The 24987-nt window shown below is 63.1% G+C and carries 29 protein-coding genes; 23 read left to right on the top strand and 6 right to left on the bottom strand.

All coding sequences use genetic code 11. From position 1 onward, the window contains the following. The first annotated feature begins 17 nt into the window (after positions 1-17). The 16 genes from ACYQ4Z_RS05585 (at position 18) to ACYQ4Z_RS05510 (ending at position 12693) form a co-directional block, all read left to right on the top strand. Positions 18-821: an ABC transporter ATP-binding protein gene (locus tag ACYQ4Z_RS05585; RefSeq protein WP_197713621.1), complete on the top strand. Its 804-nt coding sequence runs from the start codon at positions 18-20 to the stop codon at positions 819-821. Next, on the top strand, positions 818-1600 hold the full coding sequence (gene mlaE, locus ACYQ4Z_RS05580; RefSeq protein WP_119335312.1) for a lipid asymmetry maintenance ABC transporter permease subunit MlaE: 783 nt from the start codon (positions 818-820) through the stop codon (positions 1598-1600). Before ACYQ4Z_RS05585 ends, mlaE begins: the two co-directional genes overlap by 4 nt. A 1-nt stretch (position 1601) precedes the next feature. After that, a complete protein-coding gene (gene mlaD, locus ACYQ4Z_RS05575) occupies positions 1602-2060 on the top strand; it encodes an outer membrane lipid asymmetry maintenance protein MlaD (RefSeq protein WP_459860304.1) in 459 nt (152 codons plus the stop codon). A 5-nt stretch (positions 2061-2065) separates the two neighbouring features. Beyond that, positions 2066-2848 carry an MlaA family lipoprotein gene (locus tag ACYQ4Z_RS05570; protein ID WP_459860303.1) on the top strand — a complete coding sequence of 261 codons (783 nt, stop codon included), beginning with the start codon at positions 2066-2068 and terminating at the stop codon, positions 2846-2848. Positions 2849-2858: 10 nt separating this feature from the next. Continuing rightward, positions 2859-3533, top strand: a complete 675-nt coding sequence (locus ACYQ4Z_RS05565) for an MlaC/ttg2D family ABC transporter substrate-binding protein (RefSeq protein WP_459860302.1) — start codon at positions 2859-2861, stop codon at positions 3531-3533. After that, positions 3526-3789: an STAS domain-containing protein gene (locus tag ACYQ4Z_RS05560; RefSeq protein ID WP_119335308.1), complete on the top strand. Its 264-nt coding sequence runs from the start codon at positions 3526-3528 to the stop codon at positions 3787-3789. The genes ACYQ4Z_RS05565 and ACYQ4Z_RS05560 overlap by 8 nt, the downstream gene beginning before the upstream one ends. After that, positions 3786-4514: an ABC transporter ATP-binding protein gene (locus ACYQ4Z_RS05555; RefSeq protein WP_119335307.1), complete on the top strand. Its 729-nt coding sequence runs from the start codon at positions 3786-3788 to the stop codon at positions 4512-4514. Before ACYQ4Z_RS05560 ends, ACYQ4Z_RS05555 begins: the two co-directional genes overlap by 4 nt. A gap of 16 nt (positions 4515-4530) precedes the next feature. Further along, positions 4531-5310: an ABC transporter permease gene (locus ACYQ4Z_RS05550; protein ID WP_459860481.1), complete on the top strand. Its 780-nt coding sequence runs from the start codon at positions 4531-4533 to the stop codon at positions 5308-5310. A gap of 32 nt (positions 5311-5342) precedes the next feature. Beyond that, positions 5343-5597 (top strand): BolA family protein, encoded by a 255-nt coding sequence (locus tag ACYQ4Z_RS05545; RefSeq protein WP_219971646.1) that lies wholly within the window; start codon positions 5343-5345, stop codon positions 5595-5597. A 4-nt stretch (positions 5598-5601) separates the two neighbouring features. Further along, positions 5602-6873, top strand: a complete 1272-nt coding sequence (gene murA, locus ACYQ4Z_RS05540; protein WP_219971645.1) for a UDP-N-acetylglucosamine 1-carboxyvinyltransferase — start codon at positions 5602-5604, stop codon at positions 6871-6873. 9 nt (positions 6874-6882) lie between these two features. After that, positions 6883-7539 carry an ATP phosphoribosyltransferase gene (hisG, locus tag ACYQ4Z_RS05535; protein ID WP_219971643.1) on the top strand — a complete coding sequence of 219 codons (657 nt, stop codon included), beginning with the start codon at positions 6883-6885 and terminating at the stop codon, positions 7537-7539. After that, positions 7520-8842 (top strand): histidinol dehydrogenase, encoded by a 1323-nt coding sequence (hisD, locus tag ACYQ4Z_RS05530; protein WP_459860301.1) that lies wholly within the window; start codon positions 7520-7522, stop codon positions 8840-8842. The genes hisG and hisD overlap by 20 nt, the downstream gene beginning before the upstream one ends. 28 nt (positions 8843-8870) lie before the next feature. Continuing rightward, positions 8871-10709, top strand: coding sequence for a gamma-glutamyltransferase (gene ggt, locus ACYQ4Z_RS05525; protein ID WP_459860479.1), 1839 nt, complete (start codon positions 8871-8873; stop codon positions 10707-10709). 24 nt (positions 10710-10733) lie between these two features. Then, a complete protein-coding gene (locus ACYQ4Z_RS05520) occupies positions 10734-11339 on the top strand; it encodes a chromate transporter (protein ID WP_119335302.1) in 606 nt (201 codons plus the stop codon). After that, positions 11336-11887, top strand: a complete 552-nt coding sequence (locus tag ACYQ4Z_RS05515) for a chromate transporter (RefSeq protein ID WP_219971635.1) — start codon at positions 11336-11338, stop codon at positions 11885-11887. The genes ACYQ4Z_RS05520 and ACYQ4Z_RS05515 overlap by 4 nt, the downstream gene beginning before the upstream one ends. A gap of 248 nt (positions 11888-12135) precedes the next feature. Continuing rightward, entirely contained in the window at positions 12136-12693 is a 558-nt protein-coding gene (locus ACYQ4Z_RS05510; protein WP_459860300.1) for a DUF3782 domain-containing protein, read from the top strand. A 70-nt stretch (positions 12694-12763) separates the two neighbouring features. On the opposite strand, the gene bioD is transcribed toward ACYQ4Z_RS05510, so the two are convergent. The 6 genes from bioD to bioB are packed head-to-tail and all read right to left on the bottom strand — an operon-like array spanning position 12764 to position 19722. Then, positions 12764-13411, bottom strand: a complete 648-nt coding sequence (gene bioD, locus ACYQ4Z_RS05505) for a dethiobiotin synthase (protein ID WP_217125506.1) — start codon at positions 13409-13411, stop codon at positions 12764-12766. A 13-nt stretch (positions 13412-13424) separates the two neighbouring features. Continuing rightward, complete coding sequence (locus ACYQ4Z_RS05500) at positions 13425-15317, bottom strand: ATP-binding cassette domain-containing protein (protein WP_459860298.1); 1893 nt, start codon at positions 15315-15317, stop codon at positions 13425-13427. After that, positions 15314-16147: a methyltransferase domain-containing protein gene (locus ACYQ4Z_RS05495; protein WP_219971628.1), complete on the bottom strand. Its 834-nt coding sequence runs from the start codon at positions 16145-16147 to the stop codon at positions 15314-15316. The genes ACYQ4Z_RS05500 and ACYQ4Z_RS05495 overlap by 4 nt, the downstream gene beginning before the upstream one ends. Positions 16148-16157: 10 nt before the next feature. Then, complete coding sequence (gene bioF, locus ACYQ4Z_RS05490) at positions 16158-17363, bottom strand: 8-amino-7-oxononanoate synthase (RefSeq protein WP_217125503.1); 1206 nt, start codon at positions 17361-17363, stop codon at positions 16158-16160. Then, a complete protein-coding gene (gene bioA, locus ACYQ4Z_RS05485) occupies positions 17360-18736 on the bottom strand; it encodes an adenosylmethionine--8-amino-7-oxononanoate transaminase (RefSeq protein WP_219971624.1) in 1377 nt (458 codons plus the stop codon). The genes bioF and bioA overlap by 4 nt, the downstream gene beginning before the upstream one ends. Then, positions 18733-19722, bottom strand: a complete 990-nt coding sequence (gene bioB, locus ACYQ4Z_RS05480; RefSeq protein ID WP_459860297.1) for a biotin synthase BioB — start codon at positions 19720-19722, stop codon at positions 18733-18735. Before bioB ends, bioA begins: the two co-directional genes overlap by 4 nt. Positions 19723-19751: 29 nt before the next feature. Between bioB and ACYQ4Z_RS05475 the strand changes: the two genes are divergently transcribed. From ACYQ4Z_RS05475 to ACYQ4Z_RS05445, 7 genes are all read left to right on the top strand, one after another. Then, complete coding sequence (locus ACYQ4Z_RS05475; RefSeq protein ID WP_219971600.1) at positions 19752-20492, top strand: ComF family protein; 741 nt, start codon at positions 19752-19754, stop codon at positions 20490-20492. A gap of 7 nt (positions 20493-20499) precedes the next feature. Further along, entirely contained in the window at positions 20500-21144 is a 645-nt protein-coding gene (locus ACYQ4Z_RS05470) for a paraquat-inducible protein A (RefSeq protein ID WP_219971598.1), read from the top strand. Then, on the top strand, positions 21126-21761 hold the full coding sequence (locus ACYQ4Z_RS05465; RefSeq protein WP_459860296.1) for a paraquat-inducible protein A: 636 nt from the start codon (positions 21126-21128) through the stop codon (positions 21759-21761). The genes ACYQ4Z_RS05470 and ACYQ4Z_RS05465 overlap by 19 nt, the downstream gene beginning before the upstream one ends. Continuing rightward, entirely contained in the window at positions 21748-23418 is a 1671-nt protein-coding gene (locus ACYQ4Z_RS05460; RefSeq protein WP_170141293.1) for a PqiB family protein, read from the top strand. The genes ACYQ4Z_RS05465 and ACYQ4Z_RS05460 overlap by 14 nt, the downstream gene beginning before the upstream one ends. A 164-nt stretch (positions 23419-23582) precedes the next feature. Continuing rightward, the gene (locus tag ACYQ4Z_RS05455; protein WP_219971595.1) at positions 23583-24053 is read left to right on the top strand and encodes a PqiC family protein; all 471 of its coding nucleotides are present in this window, start codon (positions 23583-23585) and stop codon (positions 24051-24053) included. Next, positions 24054-24518 carry a tRNA (cytidine(34)-2'-O)-methyltransferase gene (locus ACYQ4Z_RS05450; RefSeq protein ID WP_219971593.1) on the top strand — a complete coding sequence of 155 codons (465 nt, stop codon included), beginning with the start codon at positions 24054-24056 and terminating at the stop codon, positions 24516-24518. Then, positions 24515-24985, top strand: coding sequence for a GNAT family N-acetyltransferase (locus ACYQ4Z_RS05445; RefSeq protein ID WP_459860295.1), 471 nt, complete (start codon positions 24515-24517; stop codon positions 24983-24985). The genes ACYQ4Z_RS05450 and ACYQ4Z_RS05445 overlap by 4 nt, the downstream gene beginning before the upstream one ends. The last annotated feature ends 2 nt before the right edge of the window (positions 24986-24987 follow it).

Below are 24987 nucleotides of genomic sequence, written 5' to 3'. Positions count from 1 at the left end.
CAAAAATGGCTTATTGCGTGACAGAACGATTGGTCGCTTCGTTGTCCGGGGTTGACGCCGGGTATGGGACTCGGCAGATCCTGCACGGCATCGATTTCACCGTTCATCGCGGCCAGGTGGTCGCGATCATGGGGGGGTCGGGTTCGGGCAAGACGACGCTGTTGCGCCTCTTGACCGGGCAATTACGCCCATGGTCCGGCACCGTCGAGGTTTTGGGTGTCCGGCTCGATCAAGCCTCGGAAGCGCAACGCTACGCGCTGCGGCGCCGTATCGGGATGCTCTTTCAATTCGGGGCGCTCTTTACCGATCTCGACGTATTCGAAAACGTCGCATTCCCGCTCAGAGAGCATACCCGGTTGCCGGAGCCGCTGATCCGCGATCTGGTGTTGCTGAAACTGGAAGCGGTTGGGTTGCGGGGCGCCGCGCGCTTGAAAACGAGTGAGCTTTCGGGCGGTATGGCGCGGCGGGTGGCGCTGGCCCGCGCGATTGCGCTCGATCCGGAGTTGATCCTCTATGACGAACCGTTCGCGGGGCTCGACCCGATTTCGCTCGCGACGATCGGAACGCTGATTCGCCGTCTGAACGATGCGCTCGGTGCAGCGTCGGTAGTGGTCACCCACGATGTGGTCGAATCGCTCGCGTTGGTCGACTATGTCTATTTCGTCTCGCGCGGGCACATCGTCGCGCACGGTACGCCGGATGCAATCCGCAACGCGAGCGATCCCTACGTGCGCCAGTTCGTCCATGGCGAAATCGACGGGCCTGCCCCTTTCCACTATCCGGCGCCGCCGCTTGCCGAAGCGCTGATGGAGGAGATATGATCAACGCAGTTGCGCGCCTGGGGCAGGCAACGATCGACACGGTGGTGCAACTGGGGTTTGCAGCGCGGTTCGTGATCGCGTTGTTGCGCCACTCCGGCATGACGTTTCGCCGGGTGCCGTTGCTCATCCGTGACCTCTATTTTGCCGGAGTGCTGTCGATCCTGATCATCGTGGTTTCGGGGGCGTTCGTCGGTTTGGTGTTGGGGCTGCAAGGGTATGATACGCTTCAACGTTTCGGCTCGGAGACCGCGCTGGGCGGGGTGGTGGCGCTCTCGCTGCTGCGCGAACTCGGGCCGGTGGTTGCTGCGTTGTTGTTCGCAAGCCGCGCCGGCAGCGCGATGACCGCGGAAATCGGACTGATGAAGGCCACTGAGCAGCTCGACGCGATGGATGTGATGGCGGTGAACCCGATCGCGCGCGTCATCGCTCCGAAATTCTGGGCGGGGGTGATTGCGATGCCGTTACTCGCGGGAATCTTTTCCGCGGTAGGGATTTTGGGCGGCTGGTTCATCGGGGTGGTGGTGATCGGTGTCGATCACGGGACCTTCTGGTCGCAGATGCAGAACGCGGTCGATTTCGATGCAGACGTGCGCAACGGCATCGTGAAAAGTTTCGTCTTTGGGGTGATCGTCACCTGGATCGCCGTTTTTCAAGGGTGGAGTTGTACGCCGACCGCGGAAGGCGTTTCGCGGGCGATCACCAAAACCGTGGTCTATGGGGCGTTGGCCGTGTTGGCGGCCGATTTCGTGCTGACCGCATTCATGTTCATTGGACGGTGAGATGGAACGCAAGAGTTGGGACGTTTTGGTCGGACTGTTCGTTTTGCTGGGGGTCGCGGCGCTCTTTTTCCTCGCGTTCGAGGTCTCCGGTGCCGCAACGTCGCGGATCGACGGCGAGACGATCCGCGTCGTCGCCTATTTCGACAATATCGGCGGATTAAAGGTGAAAGCGCCGGTGAAGAGTGCCGGGGTGTTGGTTGGAAGGGTGACCGCGATTCGGCTCGATCCGAAGAGCTACCGCGCTGAGGTGACGATGGAACTCAGCAGGAATATCCCCTTTCCGAAGGATTCGAGCGCGAGCATTTTGACCGCGGGGTTGCTGGGGGAACAGTACGTGGGGATCGAAGCGGGCGCGGATCTGGAAAACCTCCAGGATGGCGACCGCATTTTGCTGACGCAATCGGCGGTGGTATTGGAAAAATTGATCGGCCAGTTTTTGGTCAATAGGGCGGCGGAGTGAAGCGCATGCGGCACATGACGCAAAGAAGTTTCGGTTCTTGGCTGGGGTGCGCGGTGGCGATCGGGGCGCTCGCGGTTGCGCTGAGCGGCTGTGCGACCGCCGTTCAGCGGGGCGGGGTTAGCGCGGATGCGCCGTCGACGAACGCCGCGGTGCGCGCAACGCCAGTCGACCCATGGGAAGGGTTCAACCGCACGATGTTCGCGGTGAATGAGGCGCTCGATCGTGCGGTGGTGAAGCCCGTGGCGCAAGCGTATGACACCGTGGCGCCGGAACCGGTGAAAAAAGGGGGGAGCAACTTCTTCGGAAACCTGGGGGATCTCTGGATCGGGTTCAACAATTTGTTGCAAGGCAAACCCGGTGCCGCAGCAAACGACTGGATGCGCTTTGCATTCAACTCCACCTTCGGGTTGTTCGGCCTCCTCGATATCGCGTCGGAAGCCGGGCTCCCCAAACACAACGAAGATTTTGGCCAGACACTGGCGCGTTGGGGCGTGGGGAGCGGCCCGTACCTGGTACTTCCTATTCTGGGACCAAGAACCTTACGCGACGCCGCTGCATGGCCGGTCGATCGGCTGGGCGATCCCACGACCCATCTCGAGGATGACACGGCGCGGTTCGCGGTCAAGAGTCTCGATATCGTCGAAACCCGGGCACGGCTGTTGCCGCTCGACGCCCAGGCGGATGCGGCGATCGACAAATATGCGTATGTCCGGGATTCTTATCTGCAACGGCGCCAGTATTTGATTTACGACGGCAATTCCCCCATCGTGTATGAAAATTATGAATAGGAACGAAAAGATGGTGAGACGGCGTGTATTCCTCACTGGGATCTTGGGTGTGACGGTTTTGGCGATTGCGCCGGGCAGCCGAGTTTATGCGGCAACCCCAAAAACCGAAGAAGATCCGGTTGCGCTCGTGCAGCGGCTTTCGGATTCTGTACTCGCTTACCTGAAAGCGCATCCGGTGACCGACGAACCCAGTCGGGAGGCGCTCGTTGCCTTTGTCGAGGAAAACATCCTCCCCTATTTCGACATGCCGCGCATGACGGCTTTGGCGGTCGGCCCGGCTTGGCGGCAAGCCACGCCGCAACAGCGCGCTCAGCTCACCGATGAGTTCAAAAAACTGCTGCTGCGCACCTACTCGAACGCGGCAAAAGCGTACAAAGACGAAACCCTCGAGTTTCTGCCCCAAATGAGGGGCGCGAACGATCCGATCGTCCGTGTCGCGGCGCGAATCGTTCGCGCGGGAAGCGAACCGATCGAAGTGCAATATGTGTTGCAGAACCGCGGCGACGGTTGGCGGATCTTCGACGTGGTGATCGCAGGCGTGAGTCTGGTGACCAACTACCGCGGAAGCTTCACTGCCGAGATCAACCGCGGTGGGATCGACGGCTTGATCCGGGTGTTGGCAGAGAAAAACGCGAAAGGGGAGACCGACCCAGTGCCCGAGCCAGGAAAGGGAACCCATGGCTGACAGGGGTGTGATTGCGCTTTCGGGGGTGGTCACCGTCTATACTGCACACGAGTGGGTCGATCGCTATCCTGCGGGTGCGGCATCGATCACGGTCGATGCCAGTGGGGTCCGTGCCTGTGATTCGGCATTGATCGCGTTGTTGCTGGCGTGGCGGCGCCGTGCGAACCGGGACGGGGCGACGATCACGGTTAGAAACCTACCCGAAAGTGCGGTTGCGTTGGCCAACATCTACGGCGTTGCGTCACTCGTCTCATGAAACCGTCTGCGATCGAGATTCGTGGCGCGGTGAAGCGTTTCGGTGACTTCGCCGCAGTGGCTGGAATCGACCTCACCGTTGCGCAAGGGGAGTTCTTCGGGCTGCTCGGTCCCAATGGTGCGGGCAAGACGACCCTCATCTCGATGCTCGCCGGGCTCGCGAAACCCACGGAAGGGACGCTGCGGGTGATGGGGTTCGACGTCGCTACCGATTACCGCCGCGCGCGGCGCGCGATCGGTGTCGTGCCTCAGGAGTTGGTCTTCGATCCCTTCTTCACCGTGCGTGAGTGCCTGCGGTTTCAGTCCGGCTATTACGGCATTCGGCACAACGAGGCGTGGATCGACGAGTTGCTCGTCGGGCTGGGGCTTGCCGCGAAAGCTGATGCCAATCTTCGTACCCTTTCGGGCGGGATGAAGCGGCGGGTGATGGTCGCGCAGGCGCTCGTGCATCGGCCGCCCGTGATCGTCCTCGACGAGCCGACTGCCGGGGTCGATGTCGAACTGCGGCAAAGTCTTTGGCAATTCGTGATGAAACTCAACAAGGCGGGACACACCGTCGTTTTGACGACGCACTATCTGGAAGAGGCCGAAGCGCTGTGCGATCGCATCGCGATGATGAAAGGGGGACGCATCGTTGCGCTCGACCGGACTCGAGAGCTGCTCGCGCGCGCCGGCGGGAAGGATTTGGAGAGCGTCTTTTTGGAGGTGATGCGTGGCACCGCTTGATCGCCCGCAACCGAGCATCGAAGCTGCGCCCCATGCCGAATGGTTCGCATTCGTCACGTTGTTCACCAAAGAGGTGCTCCGTTTCTGGAAGGTGGCGCTGCAGACGGTCGCGGCACCGGTGCTCAATGCGCTGCTTTTTTTGCTGATTTTCAGTAACGTGCTCGATCGCCACGTCACGACATATGGCGAAGTGGCCTACCCCACCTTTTTGATTCCAGGGCTGGCGATCATGAGCGTGATGCAAAACGCTTTTGCGAACAGCAGTTCGTCGCTGATCCAGAGTCGGATCACCGGTAACCTGGTCTTCATTTTGCTCACGCCGCTCTCGAATGCCACTTTTTTCTGGGGGTACGCACTGGCCGCGACGCTGCGGGGGCTGGTGGTTGGCGCAGCGGTGTTGCTCGTCACGGCGCCGTTCGTCGATTTGCCGTTCGCTGAACCGCTGTGGGCGTTGGCGTTCGCGTGCTTGAGCGCGCTGCTCATGGGGTCTTTTGGCATCATCGCCGGAATTTGGTCCGAAAAGTTCGACCACTTGGCGGCGTTCCAGAATTTCTTGGTGATGCCGTTGACGATGCTTTCGGGCGTCTTCTACTCCGTCGCGGCACTACCCCCGTTCTGGCAGAAGGTCAGCCATTTCAACCCATTTTTCTTTTTGATCGACGGGTTTCGCTACGGTTTTTTCGGACAATCGGATACCGATCCGCGGCTGAGCCTTGCCGTAGGGATGTTGACCACGTTCGTAGTGGTCGCGTGGGCCTACCGTTGGATTGCTGCGGGTTACAAACTGCGGCAGTGAACGTGGCTCAGATGGGAAAGGAGCAAAGCAGGATGATCGACGCGTCCGTGATCCAAGCGCGCATTCAGGCGGCGATACCTGATGCGATCGTCGAGGTGGTGAGCGACGACAACGTCCATTTCACCGCGCTCGTGGTTTCCTCGGCATTCGAAGGCAAACGGCGCGTGGCGCAACACCAGTTGGTCTATCGGGCGATCGGTCCCGAACTGGGGAACGAGATCCACGCGCTGCAATTGACCACGTTGACCCCGTCGGAGTGGCAGGCGCAAAACGCTGATTCGGAGTGACGTCGTGGCGAAATTGCGCATTGTCGGGGGCAAGCGTCTGCAGGGCGAAATCGCCTGTTCTGGCGCGAAGAATGCGGTGTTACCGATGCTCTGTGCCGCGCTGCTCACCGCTGAGCCGGTGACGATCACCGGGGTTCCTGCGCTCAACGATGTCGAAACGCTTTTGAAGCTGCTGGCGCGGATTGGGGTCGTCGTGTCGCGTGACGGGGACACCGTGACCTTGTGCGCCGCCACCATCGCCGCACCGGTGGCACCCTACGAGCTGGTGAAGACGATGCGCGCGTCGATCCTGGTGCTTGGGCCGCTCCTTGCGCGCGTGGGCGAAGCTGAAGTGAGTCTGCCCGGCGGCTGCGCGATCGGTGCGCGCCCGGTCGATCAGCACCTGAAGGGTCTTGCTGCGATGGGCGCAAAGGTGCATGTGGTGCACGGCAATATCCATGCCCGCGCGGCGCGCCTAACTGGGGCGCGGATCGTACCCGACGTGGTCACCGTGACCGGTACGGAAAACCTCTTGATGGCTGCGGTGCTCGCTGACGGCGTCACGGTGATCGAGAACGCGGCGCGCGAACCGGAAGTCGCCGACTTGGCAAACCTCTTGGTGGCGATGGGCGCGAGGATTTCGGGGATTGGCAGTGACACCTTGGTGGTCGAAGGGGTCGAACGGCTACACGGCGCAACCTACCGGGTGATGAGCGATCGCATCGAGGCGGGAACCTACCTCTGTGCCGCGGCGATCACGGGGGGGGAGATTGTGCTCCGCGACGCGCCCGTTGCGGCGCTCGATGCCGTGGTCGCGAAGCTGCGCGAAGCGGGGTGCGCGATTCGCTGTGGCGAGAACTGGATTGCGCTCACTGCGCCCGCGCGACTCAAAGCGGTCGATATCCGCACTGCCCCGTACCCGGGTTTTCCTACCGACATGCAAGCGCAATTCATGGCGCTCGACACGGTGGCGCAGGGTAGCGGGGTGATTCGCGAAACGATTTTCGAAAACCGCTTCATGCACGCGGTGGAGTTGCAACGCCTTGGCGCGAACATCCATATCGACGGGGCCACCGCGGTCGTCACAGGCGTCGACCGCCTGGAAGGGGCCGAGGTGATGGCAACCGACCTGCGCGCTTCGGCGGGGCTGGTGGTTGCTGGGCTAGTCGCCGAAGGAGAGACGGTGATCGACCGCATCTACCATCTTGACCGTGGTTACGAGCGGCTCGAAACGAAACTGCGGGCGTTGGGTGCCAAGGTGGCGCGTCTGACCGAGGATGGCCGCGAAATCGGCTAAAATCCCGGCATGGAAACGATTACCCTGGCCCTCTCGAAAGGGCGAATTTTCGAAGAGACGGTGCCGCTTCTGGCCGCAGCGGGTATCACACCTGCCTGTGATCCCGAAGCGTCGCGCCAGCTCATCATCCCTACGAATTTGCCGCACGTGCGGCTCTTGATCGTCCGCGCTACCGACGTTCCTACGTACGTCCAGTACGGTGGCGCCGATCTGGGCATTGCCGGCAAGGATGTGCTGCTGGAACACGGTGGGGAGGGGCTCTACCAACTGCTGGACCTCGGCATCGCCCGTTGCCGACTCTGCGTCGCGGTGCCACGCACGTTCGATTACGCGCAGGCAGTGCGGTTGGGCAGCCGGATTCGGGTCGCGACGAAATACCTCAAGAGCGCCCGTGCCCACTTTGCCGCGAAAGGCGTGCATGTTGACCTGATCAAACTCTACGGCTCGATGGAGCTGGCGCCACTCGTGGGCCTGGCGGATGCGATCGTCGATCTCGTGTCCACGGGCGCTACGCTGCGCGCCAATGGTCTCGTCGAAGTGGAGACCATCGCGGCGATTTCGAGCCGCCTGGTGGTCAATCAGGCGGCACTCAAAGTGAAACGTGCGCTCCTGCAGCCGCTGATCGACGTTTTCGAGGAGAAGAGCCGTGACCGAATCGCCCAATGAGTTCGTCGTACCCGAGGTGCGTCGGCTCGACGCGACCCAAGCCGATTTTCTTGCGACGCTCGACGTGCTGCTCACGCTGGAGAGCGACACCGATCGCGAGATCGTCGAGCGGGTCGACGAGATCCTGCGCGCGGTGCGTGCCACCGGGGATGCCGCCGTGCTCGAATACACCCGCCGCTTCGACGGGCTCGACGCGCTCGCGATGGTTGAACTCGAGCTGCCACGTACCGAATGGGAAGCGGCATGGCGCGCGTTGAGCGACGCGCAGCGGGCGGCGCTCGAAGTGGCCGCGGAACGGATACGCCGCTACCACGAACGGCAGAAAGCCGAAGGGTGGATGGTCGAAGATGCCGACGGAACGCGCTTGGGGCTCAAGGTGACACCGCTCGATCGCGTCGGGCTCTACGTGCCGGGTGGACGCGCCGCGTACCCGAGTTCGGTATTGATGAACGCGATTCCGGCGAAAGTGGCTGGTGTTTCCGAATTGATCATGGTGACCCCCACGCCGCACGGCGAACGCAACCCGCTCGTGCTCGCGGCGGCCTATCTTGCGGGAGTCGATCGGGTCTTCACGATCGGTGGTGCGCAGGCGGTGGCGGCGCTGGCGTATGGCACGCAGACGATCCCGCAGGTCGACAAGATCGTCGGCCCCGGGAACGCTTACGTTGCCGAAGCGAAACGGCGCGTTTTCGGGATGGTGGGGATCGATATGATCGCTGGGCCGTCGGAGGTGTTGATCCTGAACGATGGTTCCGGCAACCCCGACTGGGTGGCGATGGACCTCTTCGCCCAAGCCGAACACGACGAACTCGCGCAAGCCATTTTGGTGAGCACCGATCGCGCGTTCCTTGAGCGCGTTCAGGAATCGATCGCGCGGTTGTTGCCCCAGCAACCGCGCCGGGCGATCATCGCGCAGTCGCTCGCGAATCGCGGCGCATTGATCTACGCGCCCAACCGTGCGGCGGCGATCGCGATCGCCAACCGGGTGGCGCCCGAACACCTTGAGCTCGCCGTCGAAGACCCCGAAGCCTGGGAACCGGAGATCCGCCACGCCGGCGCGATCTTCCTCGGCCATTGGTCGGTGGAAGCGTTCGGGGATTACTGCGCGGGGCCCAACCACGTACTGCCGACGATGCGCAGCGCTCGTTTTTCCTCACCCTTGGGCGTTTGGGACTTTCAAAAACGCACCAGTCTCCTTGCAGTTTCGCGCGAAGGAGCCGCGAAGCTCGCGCCGATCGCCGGGTTGCTCGCCGACGGGGAAGGGCTTGCCGCGCACGCCGCATCGGCGCGGTTCCGGGGCTAACGTGTTCGAACGGCGTGCCGGGCGCACGGTGGCACCGCGCCGCATTGCGCGGTGGTGGTGCGCCTTTGCACTGTTGCTCTGCACCGCCGGGGTTGCGTTCGCAGGCGGTGCGAAAGGTTCCGAAACGATCGCGCCCGAAGGGGCCGCCGGGCGGCAGCTTCGTCCGTCTGCCAGTGCCGATCGTGCCATCGCGGTGACCGCGCACCCGTTGGCGACCGAGGCCGCACTTGAAATGCTGCGTCGCGGGGGGAGTGCGGTAGACGCAGCCATCGCGGCACAGCTCGTCTTGAACGTCGTCGAACCGCAATCCTCGGGAATCGGCGGCGGCGGATTTCTCCTCTTTTTCGATCCGAGCACGGAGCAGGTGCACGCCTACGACGGGCAGGAGACCGCACCGCTCGCAAGCCGCGCCGATCGGTTTCTGGATGCGGACGGCAAGCCGCTTCCCTTTTTCGCTGCGGTGGATAGCGGCTTGTCGGTTGGGGTACCCGGATTGCTGCGGATGCTCGAAGCGGCGCACCGCGCGCACGGGAATTTGCCCTGGGCCGAACTCTTTGCGCCTGCGATACGCATCGCCCGGGAGGGATTTGCGATCTCGCCGCGCCTGCATGCGCTGATCGCCCGCAACGTCGAGCGTATTCGCGCCCGCGGCGAAACGGTCTCTCGTCTCTTTTTGACCGCAGAAGGCGATCCGAAGCCGGTGGGTGCCCGGCTGAAGAATCCGGAGCTCGCGGCAACGCTCGAAGCGATCGCAACGCACGGCGCGGATGCGTTCTACCACGGGGCGATTGCGCGCGCGATCGTCACCCGCATCGCCCAAGACCCGCGCCCGGGACTGATGACCGAAAATGACTTGGCAGCGTATCGCAGTGTGGTGCGCCAAGCGGTTTGCGCCACCTACCGCGCGCGCTTTCGGATCTGCGGCATGCCGCCGCCCAGCTCCGGCGGCGTTACGGTGTTGCAAACGTTGAAACTGCTGGAGCGGTTCGATCTGGCTGCGTTGTCGCCCGATTCTCCCGAGGCGATCCATTTGGTCAGCGAAGCGTACCGCTTGGCGTTCGCCGACCGCGAACGGTACGTGGCCGATCCCGATTTCGTCGCGGTGCCCGTCCGGGGGCTACTCGATTCGGGCTATTTGGCAGAACGGGCGCAGTTGATCGATCGCGAGCGCACGCTCGGTACCCCTGTCGCCGGACAGCCGCCGGGAGTGACGGACGAAACGGTGTGGGGAAGAGGAGAAACGGTGCCGTTTCCGTCGACCACCCACCTGTCGATCATCGATGGCGCCGGACGGGCGGTGGCGCTCACCAGTTCGATCGAACACGCGTTCGGCAGCCTGCTGATGGTCGAAGGGTTTTTGCTCAACAACCAACTCACCGATTTTGCGTTTCGTCCTGTCGATGAAAACGGGTGGCCGGTGGCGAACCGCGTCGCGGGCGGCAAGCGCCCGCGCAGTTCGATGGCCCCGACGATGGTATTCGATGCCAACACCGGCGATCTGCTCGCGGTGCTGGGGTCACCGGGAGGTAGCGCGATCATCCACTACGTGACGCAGACGCTCATCGGCCTCATCGACTGGCGTCTGCCGCTTTCCGACGCGATCGAACAGCCGCACTTCGGCGCGCAGCGCAGCGCCACCACCTGGGTGGAAGCAGGCACGGTGCTCGATACGCCTGAGGTAGCCGCGGCGCTCACCGCGAAAGGGCATCAGGTGCGGGCGCGCGAGATGGCGAGCGGCATTCACGCGATCGTTCGCACGGCGCCACTGCGCGACGGCACGCCTGCCCCATTGGCGAATGGGCTTAGGGGAGGGCGCTGGCTGGGGGCGGCCGATTCGCGGCGCGAAGGGGTAGCGGCGGGGTTTTAGGTTGAAACGGCGTAGCGTTTCTCCATGAACGATTCGGCACCCGAACACGAACCCACTTCCCGACCGCAATCGTTGGTTGAGTTGTTTGTGACGTTCACCGTCCTGGCGCTCCAAGGTTTCGGTGGTGTTCTGGCCGTTGCGCAGCGGGAGTTGGTGGATCGCAAGCGCTGGTTACGCCGCGAGGCGTTCCTCGAGCTCTATTCGGTTGCCCAAGTGCTGCCCGGGCCGAACGTCGTCAATCTGGCGTTGATGCTTGGTGATCGTTTCTTCGGTTGGCCAGGCGCGCTCGCGGCGCTTGCCGGGATGTTGACCGCGCCAATCGCCATCGTTTTGACCCTTGCCGCCAGCTACCAGCAGTTTGCCGATTTGCCCATGGTGGCGGGCGCACTGCGCGGTATGGGAGCGGTCGCGGCAGGCTTGATGATCGCGATGGCGATCAAGCTCATTGCCGCATTACGCCGAAACCCATTGGGTCGCGGTGTGACGTTGCTTTTGGTCGGGGTCACGGTGGCGCTGGTGGCGGTGTGGCACGTGCCTCTGGTTTGGGTCGTGCTCTTCGTTGGCGGAACCGGATGGGGGATTGCGTTTTGCCAGCTCGCGCGCCAAGAAACGGGGAAGAATCGAGAGTGAATGGACTCTCAGCGGCAGATCTCTTCGACCTGGTCAGCCATTTTTTGTTGCTTTCGCTGCTTTCGATCGGGGGCGCGATGTCTGCAGCGCCGGAGATGCACCGCTATTTCGTCGTCGAGCGCGGCTGGCTCGACGAGACCGGGTTCGTGACCTCGATCGCGTTGGCGCAAGCCGCGCCAGGCCCGAACGTCACGTTCGTTGCTGTGGTCGGATATCAGATCGCTGGGCTCGTGGGTGCGCTCGCCGCATTGTGCGGCATTTTGCTGCCCTCGACACTGCTTTCCTTGCGGGTCAGCCGTTGGCTGCGCACCCACCGAACGTCCGTGGGGGTACAAGCCTTCACCGCAGGTTTGGCGCCGATGACCGTGGGGCTTCTTCTGGCTACCAGTTGGGTGTTACTCAAACCCTTCCTGGATGGCGCAGAAACGGTTCCATGGGGTCCAATCCTTCTGATTGCCGTGACGGTTTGGTGCATGCTCCGCACCCGACTGGCCCCGATCTGGTTGATTTTGATGGGCGGGTTGGTCGGTGCGTTGGGTTATGGGTGAGCGTCATCGTGCTCAAGCGTTGCAGTAGGACGATCGGGGGTTAGTTGCATAAGCTATGCAGACCTTTTGCTCATTACCGCAACGCTACCTGACTCCCAGCGGCTTGACCGTTGGCTGCGCGGCTTTGGCAGTGAGGTGTGGGGCATCGAGAAGGTACCGGTAGATGATTCTGTAGCGCCTGGATGACGCAAAGCGCAGTGGTAAAATGGTTGATGGTTTGTGAGTTCAGAAATGACGCCGACCCAACCATGACGACCGCCACCGAAATCTCTTGGGACGACCTCAAAGCGATGATTCTGGGCCTTGCCGAACAGAGCAAGGAGACCGATCGCCGCATGCAAGAGACCGACCGCCGAATCCGCGCGCTCGAACGCCAGTTGGGGCGTCTGGGGAACCCCCTGGGCCAGTTCGTGCAGGACATGGTCGAGCCCACGGTGGTGCGCCTCTTTCAAGAGCAGGGCATTCCCGTGCATCGGGTGATGCCCAACGTGCGCGCGCGTGACGACACGGGCCAGACCGTGATGGAGATCGACCTTTTGGTGATCAACGGCGACCACGCGATTGCCGTGGAGTGCAAAAGCCGCTTGACCACCGACGACGTCGACGAACACCTGGAGCGCCTTGCCTGCTTCAAAGCGGCGTTTCCCGAATTCGCCGACAAGCTCCTGCACGGGGCGGTGGCGGCGATGGGCGCGCCGGATGAGGTGGTGCGCTACGCCGAAAAACAAGGGCTTTACGTGCTCGTTCAGGCCGACGACGACGTGGTGGTGTGCAACCAGCCGGGTTTTACGCCGCGGACGTGGTGAGCATTTCCCGTACGTGTTGGAATAGAGGAACATAACCGAGCGAGCATGCGCTCCCCTTACCATTACCCGGCTAAGGTGTAACGGGGTGGCTCAATGCGTGGGCGCCATAGCGAACGACGCCCCAACACGGTGCCGAGAGGCGCGCTTGCAGTGTCGCTAGGTTTTCTGCGAACGCAGCCATTTCGGGGTCGATCTGGTTGGCGATCCAACCGGCAAAAAGAAGGTCGCGCGCGGTGATCGCCTCGACGGTGAGCAGCGCGTGGTTGAGGCAGCCCAGGCGCATCCCGACCACCAAAAGCACGGGAAGGTTGAGCGCAACCGCCAGATCGGCAACCGTCGTGGTTTCTGAGAGTGGCGCGTGAAAACCGCCCACCCCTTCGACGAAGAGGAGGTCGCACTGGGCTCGAGCGTTGTCTACGGCGCGGCGAATGGTTGCGAAGTCGATCGTGACTCCTTCATGTTGCGCCGCGAGGTGCGGCGAGATCGGTTCGGCGAAGCAGTAGGGGTTGACGACGTCGCGGGGTAGCGGGACGTTGCTTGCGGCGATGAGCGCAGCGACGTCGGCATTCGCTCCGGATGCTTCGACCCCGGCAGCGATCGGTTTGAGTCCCGCAGCGCGTTTGCCTTCTGCGGCGGCTTGCCGTAACAAAATCGCGGTTACGGTGGTTTTGCCGATCTCGGTGTCGGTGCCGGTGACGAAATAGGCGGTTGCGGTCATGGCAAGGTCCTCCTCATTCAGACGCCAGGGTGAGTGCTTCCAATGCCGTTTGCGCTTCGAGCCATTGGGTTTCGGCCTCAGCGATTTGGGCGCGCAGCGCGTCGGCTTCACGGGCGACGGCGTCGGCAGCGGCGCGGTCAGAGTAAAGTGCCGGATCGGCCAGCCGCGCTTCGACGGCGTGCAGCGCAGCGGTTAGTGTTTCGATTTCTGCTTCCCATTTCGCTGCGGCTTTTTCCAAGCGCCGCTGCTCCGCTTGTGCGGCTTTTTGCGCGGCGCGGTCGGCGATGCGTTGTGCTTTGGCCGAACGGTCTGCGACGGTCGGGGCGCGGTGGGTTTGACGGCGTTGCGCCAGCCAGTTGGCGTAGTCGTCGAGGTCGCCGTCGAAAGGCACTACCCAACCATCCGCGACCAGTACGAACGCGTCGGCGGTGGCGCGCAGCAGGTAACGGTCGTGCGAAACCAGCACGACGGCGACTTCTGCCTCTTGCAGCGCGCGCGTCAATGCGTCGCGCATTTCGAGGTCGAGGTGGTTCGTGGGCTCGTCGAGCAGGAGGAGGTTCGGGCGCGTACGTAACAGCAACGCGAGCGCCAACCGCGCCTTTTCACCACCCGAAAAGGCGCGGCAGGGGGTGTCGGCTGCAGTACCGCGAAAATCGAAGCGGCCGAGAAAATCACGCAACTCTTGTTCCGGCGTCGTCGGTTCGAGGCGGATCAGGTGCTGCAGTGGCGTTTCGTTCGGTCGCAGCCGTTCCATTTGGTGCTGCGCAAAGTAGCCGATCTTGAGCTTGCGCCCTTCGTTCCGCTTGCCCGCAAGGAGCGGCAATTCGCCCGCAAGGAGTTTGATGAGTGTCGATTTTCCGGCACCGTTGGGGCCCAGTAGCGCAAGCCGGGTATCGGGGCGGATCGTGAGGTCGATACCGGTCAGTAGCGGTTTCCCGTCGTAGCCGACCGCGGCCGCTTCCAGCGTGAGCAGTGGGTCGGAGGTTCCCTCTGGTGGGAGAAAACGGAAGGTGAACGGGGAGTCGACGTGCGCCGCCTCGATCAGTTCCATGCGGGCAAGCGCCTTCAAGCGGCTTTGCGCTTGCCGCGCTTTGGTGGCTTTGGCGCGAAAGCGTTCGACGAATGCGCGCAAATGGGCGATTTCGCGCTGCTGTTTTTCGTACAGGGCTTGCTGGTGGGCCAACTGTTCGGCGCGCGTGCGTTCGAACGTGGTGAAGTTGCCGGTGTAGAGGCGAAGGGTGCCGTTTTCGAAGCTGAGGATGTGGGTCGCAACGGCATCGAGGAGTTCGCGGTCGTGCGAAATCACGAGAAGCGTGGCGGCGGATCGCTGCAGCCACGTTTCCAGCCACAACACGGCGTCGAGGTCGAGGTGGTTCGTCGGTTCGTCGAGCAAGAGCAACTCCGCGTCTGCGGCGAGTGCTCGGGCCAGGTTGAGGCGCATCCGCCATCCGCCGGAAAAGGTGGCGACGGGGCGCTGCTGCGCTGCGGGCGAAAAACCGAGCCCGTCGAGGATCTCCGCGGCGTGGGCGCGCGCGGCGTAGCCGTCGATCGCGGCGAGCGCTTCGTGGAGCTCGGCGATGCGGATGCCGTCGTGTGCGCGTTCCGCTTCCGCGAGCGCACGTTCGAGGCGACGCAATTCGGTGTTGCCATCCAGAACGTACTCGATCGCCGGGGTGTCAACGGCAGGGGTTTCCTGGGCGACGTGCGCAATCCGCCAGGTGACTGGCCATTCCAGGTCGCCGTGGTCGGGGTGGTGGTCACCGCGCAGCAGCGCGAACAGCGTCGATTTGCCACAGCCGTTGGCGCCGGTGACGCCGACTTTCCAACCCGCGTGGATTTGCAATGTGGCGTTTTTCACCAGGCGCTTGTCGGCGCGGCTGAAGGTGAGCGATCGCAATTGGATCATGGTCGTTGCGCCAAAATGGTCAGGATTTGGTAGGTGAGGGAAATTCCGTGGGGGCCGCTCAGCCGTTCCAGCGCGGCAGCAAGGCGGCGCGGTCGGGTGCGGTCGAAGCGGTGGGGCGTTTTTGGGGTGGCGGTTGCGCCAACACCACGAATCGAGGCGAGGAGTTCTTGTGGTGTGGCGAAGAAGAGGGGGATCGTGTGGTGCGTAGCGTGGAGGGTGCGCCACGGATGGCCGGCAAATGCCTGCCGCCAGGCGGCTTCGTCGGGAAGCGGGGCGAGCGGTGGCGGTTCGCCCAGTTCGGCAAAAGCGGTGGCGAGTTCCGGAAAGGTTCCTGCCAGCACGATGCTGATCGCGGCCCAGCCGTTTGGCGCCAGCGTGCGCACGATTTCCTGGACGACCAATACCGGTGTCGTCCACTGCCACGCGCAGTTGCTCCAGTAGAGTGCGAGCGTTTGGGTAGGGAACGGGAGCTGTTCGAGGTCGCCCACGATGGGGGTGGCCAATTCGGGCGGTAGGGTCGCGAGCAGCGCCGGAGCCGCATCCAACGCGAGGAGACGATGGTGGGGAAAACGCGCTTTGAGGTGCGGCAGGTCACGGCCCACCCCACAGCCCGCATCCAGCAACCATGGCGTTTGCGGCAACGGGGCCTCGGCTGCGGCTATCGCGGCGTCGAGCGCGGCAAAGAGTGTTGCGGCGATCTTTCGTTGGGCGACGTCGTGCTGTGCGGCGTGGCGCGCGTGCCGACCAAACGCAGCACGAACGCGCGCTTTGGGAAGTGCGGGTAGTTCCGTCGTTTCGGCATTGGGTCGGGGTTGCCAGCGTGTTGCCATCAGGTTTCGTTCACGGTTGGAGTGCCAACAATTTCTGGAGCGCTTCGGCAAGGTTTGCGAGCTGCTCCGGCTCATGGGCAGCCGAGAGCGAGATGCGTAAGCGCGCTGTGTTGGGGGGAACGGTGGGGGGGCGGATTGCTGGAACCAAGAATCCTGCGGTTTCGAGCGCCTGCGCAAGATACACGGCACGCTGACTTTCGCCGACGATGAGCGGTTGAATTGCGGTTGCCGATTCGAGTGGTGTCGCTGCTGCGGCGGGGAGGCGTTCGGTAAGGAGACGCCATTGCGCGATCAATCGGTGGAGGTGGGCCAAGCGATCGGGTTCGTTGCGGATCACGGTGATCGCTGCGTTGAGCGCTTCTGCCTGCGCAGGCGGCATCGCGGTGGTGTAGATGTGCGTGCGCGCGCTTTGGTCGAGCCAAGCAATCGCATCTTTACTCCCCAGAATCGCCGCACCGGCAACGCCCACCGCTTTGCCAAAGGTAGCGATCCAGAGCCAGTGCGCGGCTGGGGTACAGCCGAAGTGGGCGAAGGTGCCACGACCGTTGCCCAGGACACCAATACCGTGGGCGTCGTCGACGATCAACCACGCGCGGTGGCGTTCGGCAAGGGAGGCGAGCTCAGGAAGCGGCGCGATGTCGCCATCCATGCTGAAGACACCGTCGGTGACGATGATTTTGAGAGGGGCAGGGCTTTCGGCAAGCCAGCGCGCCAGCGTTTCGGTGTCCCGGTGCGGGTAGCGGCGCACGTGCGCCCCGTGGGCACGTGCAAGAAGCAGCGCGTCGATGAGCGACGCATGGACGAGCTTGTCGGCAAAAATGGCGGTCGTCGAAGGGGATTCGCTTGCGAGCATCGTCACCGCAGCCAGGTTCGCGGCGTAGCCGGAGGTGAAGAGCCGCGCCGCAGGGAAGCCAAGCCACGCGGCGAGCGCGCTTTCGAGCGTTTCGTGCGCTTCGGTATAGCCGCAGACGAGCGCCGACGCGGTGGACCCCACGCCCCAGCGCGTGGCGCCTGCCTGCCACGCTGCGATCACCGCCGGATGGTGGGCTAGCCCCAGGTAGTCGTTGCTGGCGAAATTGACCCATTGCCGATTGCGGGCATGGGCGATCCCACTCGTTGAACTGGGGGCAAAGGGGCGGTGGCGGCGTTCGAGCCCCTGCGCTCGCCGTTGCGCGAGCCATTCGGCAGGCAGTTGCCAAGGATCGTGCGCGGTCATGGCAGCGGCGGTTCCTGAGGGTGTTCCGGTTGGAAGCAGTCCGATGCGGCTGCGGTCTCGAGCACCTGCGTGAGGGTGCGCAACAACTGCGTGCCGAACCATTCGGCCAGTTCCGGCGGGGTGGCGAACGGCGGCATCACGTAGCAGGTGTTGCCAAGGGGGCGCAAAAGGAGCCCTGCCGCAAGCGCTGCTTTCGCGACCCGCGGGGCGAAATCGCCTGGGGCGTCAGGGAGGTCGAACGCAACGATCGTGCCGGTGCGGCGCAGGTGAACCCCACCCACCTGCGCGGCGACTTGAGCCATCGCCGCTTCGAACGCAGCGCCGAGCGTTTCGATCTGTGGCCAAACCTCCGGATTGTCTAAGAGGTCGAGCGTGGCGCATGCGGCGCGGCAGGCAAGCGGGTTGCCCGTGTAGGAGTGGGAATGGAGAAAGGCCCGCGTGACTTCGTCGGCAAGGAACGCGCGAAAGAGTTCGTCGCGCGCAAGCACCACCGCAAGCGGAAGCGTGCCGCCCGTGATGCCTTTGGAGAGGGTGAGGAGGTCCGGTCGGACACCCGCGTGCTCATGGGCGAAGAAACGACCGGTGCGGCCGCAGCCGACGGCGATTTCGTCGAAAATGAGAAGCACGTCGTGGCGGGTGCACAGGTCGCGCAGCGCATTCAGGAACGACGGCGGGTGCATCGCCATGCCGCCAGCGCCCTGCACGAGCGGTTCGACGATGACCGCAGCGGTTTCTGCGTGGTGTACCGCCAAGTATTCTGCGAGCGCGGCAAGCGCTTCGTGCGCAGCATTTGAGCCGCGCCGTGTATCGGGCGACGGCATCATCGCCGCGGGGCGGATGAGCGGTTCGTACGCTTCGCGAAAGATCGGGATGTCGGTAACCGCAAGTGCGCCAACCGTTTCCCCGTGGTAGCCGCCGGCAAAGGCCACGAAGCGGTGTTTGTCGGCAAATCCCAGGTTGCGCCAGTAGTGCGCAGCCAATTTCAATGCAATTTCGACGGCGCTGGCGCCATCCGACGCGAAGAAGGCGTGTCCCAGCGTGCCGTCGGTTTTTGCCGCAAGCCTTTCGGCGAGTTCTACCGCTGGGGCGTGGGTGCAGCCGGCAAGGAGTACGTGGTCGAGCGTCGCGATCTGTTCGCGCACCGCGGCGACGATGTGCGAATGGCAATGACCAAAAAGGGTGGTCCACCAAGAGCTGAATGCGTCGAAGTAGCGGTTCCCATCCGGGTCGAAGAGCCACGGCCCTTCGGCCCGCGCCACCGGTAACAGGGGAATGCGGCGTGCCGGGTCCGGGTGCAGATGACGCTGCATCTGCGTGCACGGGTGCCAGATTGCCGCTAGGGAGCGTTCGACAAGCTGGTGTGCGCTGCTCATTCCGGTTGCAGCCCCAAGCGTTCGAAGAGTGCGTTGTCGTGCGCGACGTCCGGGTTGCCGGTGGTGAGGAGCGCGTCGCCATAGAAGATCGAGTTGGCGCCGGCGTAGAAGCAGAGCGCCTGCAGTTCGTCGCTCATCGTTTTGCGACCGGCGGAGAGGCGGACGTAACTGGTCGGCATCGCCAGTCGGGCAACGGCGATGGTGCGGACGAATTCAAATGGGTCGAGCGGCGGTTGATCGCCGAGTGGGGTGCCGGGAATCGGGACGAGTTGGTTGATCGGTACCGATTCGGGCGGCGGGTCGAGATCGGCCAAGAGTGCGAGCATACTGATACGGTCTTCGCGGGTCTCACCCATGCCGATGATGCCACCACAGCAAACTTTGATCCCTGCTTTGCGTACCGCCTCCAACGTGCGCAACCGATCTTGCAGGGTATGCGTGGTGATCACTTGGTCGTAGTATTCGGGAGAGGTGTCGACGTTGTGGTTGTAGTAATCGAGCCCAGCCGCTTTGAGACGGGCCGCTTGGTCGTCGGTGAGCATCCCGAGCGTGACGCAGGTTTCGAGCCCCAGCGCTTTCACGGAGGCGATCAGTTCCGCCACCCGATCCAGGTCTTGGCCTTTGGGGCCGCGCCACGCCGCGCCCATGCAGAAACGGCTCGCACCAGCCGCTTTGGCCGCTTCGGCGCGGGCACGCACCTCGTCGACGGTGAGGAGCCGTTGCCGAGACAAACCGGTAGCTTTTTCGTAGCGTGCCGACTGCGAACAGTAGCCACAGTCTTCGGAGCAGCCGCCGGTTTTGATCGACAGCAGCGTCGAGCGTTGCACGCGGTGGCCAGGAAAATGGCGGCGATGGGTTTCGTGCGCACGGTGCAGCAGGTCGAAAAACGGCAGTGAGAACCATTCGCGCAGTTGGTCTTTGCGCGTTTCGAATGCGGGTTCTGAGGTGCGGGTAGTTGCGGCGGGGGCAGTAAGAACGGAGGCCATCGCATTCTCCAGAGCAAGGAAGCGTTGAAATGATCAGCAGTGATTTTACGCGAATTTTGACGAAATTGACAGGAACTGTTTGTATCGGCTGCGAACGTACGCATTTTGGCGACGCGCCGTGGTGTGACCGGTGTGCCGAGGCGTTGCCGTGGTGGGACGCCGGGCAAGCCTGCGTGCGTTGCGGAGAAGCGCTCGCTTCGGGGGGCGGCGAAACCGCTGGGGTCTGCACGCGCTGCGCGGCATCACCACCCAGCTTTCAATCGACGCAAGCGGCGTTTTGGTACCGAGCCCCGGTTGATCGCTGGGTGCACCGTTTGAAATTCCACCGGGCGTTACCGTATGCGACGGCGTTGGGCACGGCACTTGCCACCACCGCCGAACCACGGGGCGATTTGCTGCTGCCGATTCCGCTTGCTCCAGAACGGCAACGAACGCGCGGGTTCAATCAGGCGGCGGAGATCACGCGGACGGTTGCGCGTATCTGGGGCATTCCTTGGCAGGCGGACGGGTTGCGGCGGTGCAAAGAAACGGCGATGCAGGCGACCCTTGATCGCGCGCACCGTGTGGAAAACGTCGCGCAGGCGTTCGTCGTGCGCGATCGCCGCCTGGTGACGGGACGAAACGTGATGGTGGTCGACGACGTGATGACCACCGGGGCGACGCTTGCTGCAGCCAGCGAAGCATTGCGGGCAGCCGGAGCGAACGCAGTCCATCTCTTGGTCGCTGCGCGGACCGCAGCGCCCGCTTCCGCTGGGGACGGCACGATATAATGGCACGATGAAAACGGCTGTTCGAACCGGGGGGTGGGTGGCTCGCGCAGAGGTGGTGGTCTGTCCTGAATGTGATCTGGTGACGCGGTTGCCCAAGCCGCTGCGGGGTAAGCGTGCCTATTGTCCGCGTTGTGGCGCAGTTGTTTGGCGCAGCGGCGTGCCGTTTCGCGCGTTGCTGCCGTGGGTGGTCACTGCGTGGGTGCTGTGGTTTGCGAGCGGCGTGCAGCCGCTTGCGCAGCTCGAGCTTTTCGGGCAGGTTACCGAGGTGACGTTATGGACGTTGGCTGCGGCGCTTGCGCGGGGGCATGAAACGGGTTTGGCCGCGATCGTTTCAGCGACGACGGTCTTTGCGCCGCTTGCGTTGTTGCTGACCTACACGTGGCTTTTTGTTCCCTTGTGGCGCCGTCGAACGGTTCCCGGAATTCGTCTGTTGTTGCGGTATGCCCACTGGCACCGCCACTGGGCGATGCTCGATGTCTTTCTATTGGGCGTGGTCGTCGCGGTGGTGAAACTTGGGGATATGGCGCGTCTGCTTCCGGGGCTCAGCCTGTGGGCGTTCGTTGGTTTCACCGTTTCGTTGGCCGTGATCCACGCGCTTTTCGATTGGGATCGCTACCGTGCGGAGTGGCTGGCATGCCACCGCGTTTCGTGACCGCTACGATGTTGGGGTGGGCGCGCTGTGACCATTGCGGCGCGATCAACCGCCGGGTCACCCGTGACCGCTGCCGCTGCGCGGTCTGTGGGGCCACGTTGTCGCGCGTTGAAGAGACCGCGCAAGAACGACGCGTGGTTTGGGCGCTGCTCCTTGCGGCGTTTGCGTTCTACTTTCCGGCGAACCTGTTACCGGTGATGACGGTCGCCAATTTGGGACGTTCGGAACCGAGTACGCTCATTGGTGGCGTGATCCACCTTTATGTGGTCGGTTCGTGGGGGCTGGCCACGATCGTGCTGGTGGCCAGTGTCTTGATCCCATTCGCGAAGATGGTGGTCCTGGGGTTCGTGCTCTGGGTGAGTGGCACGCGCCGCCGACGTTGGCAACCGGTCGCGGTGCGGTGGTTGCGGTGGATCGGCTGGTTGGGGCGATGGTCGATGGTCGATGTCTTCGTCGTTGCGCTCTTGGCTGCATGGGTGCAGTTCGGCGAGATTGCGGCGATTACACCGGGTGCCGGAACGCTTGCTTTTGCCGCGGTGGTGGTGCTCACGATGGTTGCCACCGAGCGTTTTCGACCCCGGTGGTTGTGGTGGGAGTCCGATTTTGACGGAACATGAGAATCTTTTGACCCAATTGCCGGAAGCTCAGCCTGCGACGCCGAGTGGTGCCGGGTTCGCGCGCTGGGCGATTTGGTTGTTGCCGATCACGGCGTTGGTGATCGCGTTTTGGGTGGGGTATCAGGCGTGGCGTGACGCGGGAGTGACGGTTTCCGTTCGTTTTCCAACCGCTGCCGGGATCGAAGCGGGTAAGACGCGCGTTCGCTACAAAGAGGTGGAAGTGGGTCGGGTGACCGTAGTGACGCTCGATCCAGCGCTCGATCAAGTGGTCGTGACGCTATCGATCAACCGGGACGTGGCGAGACACCTGCGAGCGGATGCCCGCTTCTGGGTGGTGAAACCGCGTGTGACGGCGCGTGCGGTTACCGGGCTGGAGACCTTGCTGTCGGGAGCGTACATAACGTTCGATCCGGGGAAAAACGGTGCGCGGCAATCCCACTATCAAGGGCTGAACGAACCGCCGTTGGTGTCCGCCGAGGGTGGCGGGAAACGTTTCGTTTTGACGTCGCGCACCGCCGCGCCGCTCGAGGTGGGAACGCCCCTCTACTTTCGCGGTTTGGCCGTTGGGGAAGTGGTCGGTGCGGCACTGGATCCGGAAGGAACGTTGCGTGTTTCGGTATTCGTGCGCGCGCCGTACGACGAACAGGTGCGCGTGGGCAGTCGATTCTGGGTGCAGCAGGCGGCGCGCGTCGAAATCGGCGGCCGCGGAATCGTTGCCGAGGTGGCTTCGGGTTTGGCGCTCTTGCACGGTGGCATTGCGTTCGACTGGCGACCACCGTGGGGTGACGCGGCGCAGGCGGCAGAGGGGCATAGTTTTCCGCTCTACGCCAATGCGCAAGAGGCAGAGAACCCTGCACCCGAGTTCCGCTTGATCTTTCGTTTGCGGCTCCCTGAGGGGGTGAGCGGACTCTATCCCAGGACGCCAGTCTTCTTCTCGGGTTTCGAAGTGGGACAGGTGTTGGGAGTCTTGCCGCGTTTCGACGAACGCACGGAACGGGTGAGCCCGGAGGTTTGGATCGAGGTCTGGCCGGAGCGCCTCGATCTGCCGAAGGATGAAGCGCGCGTCAAGGCGATTTTTGCTGCATGGGTCAAGGAGGGGTTGCGAGCGCAGCCCAAACCGATGAGTTTGCTCACCGGGCAGAAGATGATCGACTTGGTGTTCGTCCCCCGTGCCGCGCCGGCTGAACTGGTGTGGGAAGGGGGATACCCCACGTTCCCGGCGTTGCCCGCGGCATTCGACGAGGTAGCGCGAACCGTGACCCAATTGGCAACCGACCTGCGCGATGCCCCATGGAAAGAGCTCATCACCGAGCTGCGTGACGCCGCGCACGGGTTGCGCGCGCTTCTCGATGCCCAAGACCCCCATTCGGCAGCACGGCAGTTGCGTTCGGTACTACAGCGGACCGACCGATTGTTGGCCGAATTAGATCGCGCGCCCAAAGCGGTGATGGCCACTTTGGCCCAAGTGCGGGAAACGCTGGCAACATTGGAAAAGCTGACCGCGTCGCTCGCGGAAGATTGGGGGGATCAAGGGGTGCCCCGCGCACAGCTCCAGGCAGTGCTGCAATCGACGCAGCGCGCAGCCCGAGCGGTCGAGCTGCTTGCGGAAGAACTTGCGCGTCATCCTGAGTCGCTGATTCGCGGTAAGGCACAGTGAAAAACAGAACGGACAAAAGCGTGTCGCGTTGTGTGTCATCGTATTCGCGTGGTGTGCGCTCGATTGGGGCGTTGGCGGTTGCCGTTTTTTTGGGGGGCTGTAGCACCGTGCCGCCAACGACCGATGTGTTCACGCTCCAGCCAGCCCGTGGTGTGACGAGCCATATGACGACGGCAGGAGCGGTACCCGAACGCACGCAGGTGGTCCGGGTTGCCGTATCGGTGCCGCAAGCGCTCGATCGGCGTGCCTTGACCGTTCGTGTCGATGCGGTGCGCTACACGATCGACGATCGCTACCAATGGTCTTTGCCGTTTGGTGCGGAAGTTGAGGAAGCGCTCCGAACGCGACTTGCCGCGCGCTATCCAGCGTACGTGTTCGTTTCCGACCTGTCCGCGGCGGCCAATCGGGCCGATAAACGGTTACAGTTTGTTTTCGACCGTTATGAAGCCGCCCGGAAAGGAGGCGCGGTGGCACACGGTTATTGTTCGCTGCGTGCGGGCAACCAAACCGTGTGGACGCGCCCGTTTGCTTTCTATACCGAGGCCGAAGCAACGCCCGAAGGTATCGCACAGGCGTTGCAGTCGTTACTCGACGAAGTCCTCTCCGTCTGTGTGCTGGAACCAGAGGGGCGATAAGTGTTTCACATCGTGCTCGTCGAGCCCGAAATCCCGCAAAACACGGGCAATATCATTCGGCTGTGCGCCAATACCGGTGCGCAGCTTCACTTGGTGCGGCCGTTGGGTTTTACCTTGTCCGACAAACAGTTGCGCCGTGCCGGCTTGGACTACCACGAATGGGCGACGATGCAGGTCCACGCCGATTGGTCTGCGTGTCGTGCCGCACTTGCGGGGAGACGCTGGTTTTTGCTGACGACCCAGGGGGAAACTCGGTACGATCAGGTGGCGTTTGCGCCCGAGGATGTTCTGGTCTTTGGCGCGGAAACCCGGGGCGTGTCGGCAGCGATCCATGCGGAATTCTCGTCAGCCCACCGGCTGCGCGTGCCAATGCGTCCCGGGCAACGCAGCCTCAATTTGGCCAATACCGTGGCGCTGGTGCTCTATGAGGCGTGGCGGCAACACCGATTTTCGGGGGGTGTATGACGACAAGAATCTTTTCGGCGACGACCGCCAAGGATTACGCGCATGCGCGGTCTCTGATCGAGTGCTATACCCGATTTTTGGGGCTCGATCTCTCTTTCCAAGGCTTGGCGGACGAGTTGGAGCAATTGGACACCATGTATGGACCACCATTGGGTGCGTTGCTGATGGCTGAACATGAAGGAAAAGTGGCGGGGATGGTGGGGTTACGGCCGCTCAGTGACGAGATCGCCGAGATGAAGCGGCTGTTCGTGTTGCCTGCGTTTCAAGGGAAACAGATTGGGCGAATGCTCGTTCAGGCATTTTTGGAGCGGGCAAAAGCACTGCGGTACCGAAAAGTTCGGCTCGATACGGTGGCCAAACTGGTTACCGCGAATGCGCTCTATCGCCGAATGGGCTTTTACGCAATTCCGCCTTATCGTTTCAACCCGTTCCCCGACGCGATGTTCTGGGAGAAAACGATCGCATAGGC

The sequence above is a fragment of the Hydrogenophilus hirschii genome (assembly GCF_054656675.1).
The sequence above is the reverse complement of the archived record's forward strand: the minus strand, read 5'-3'. Positions and strand labels throughout refer to the sequence as shown.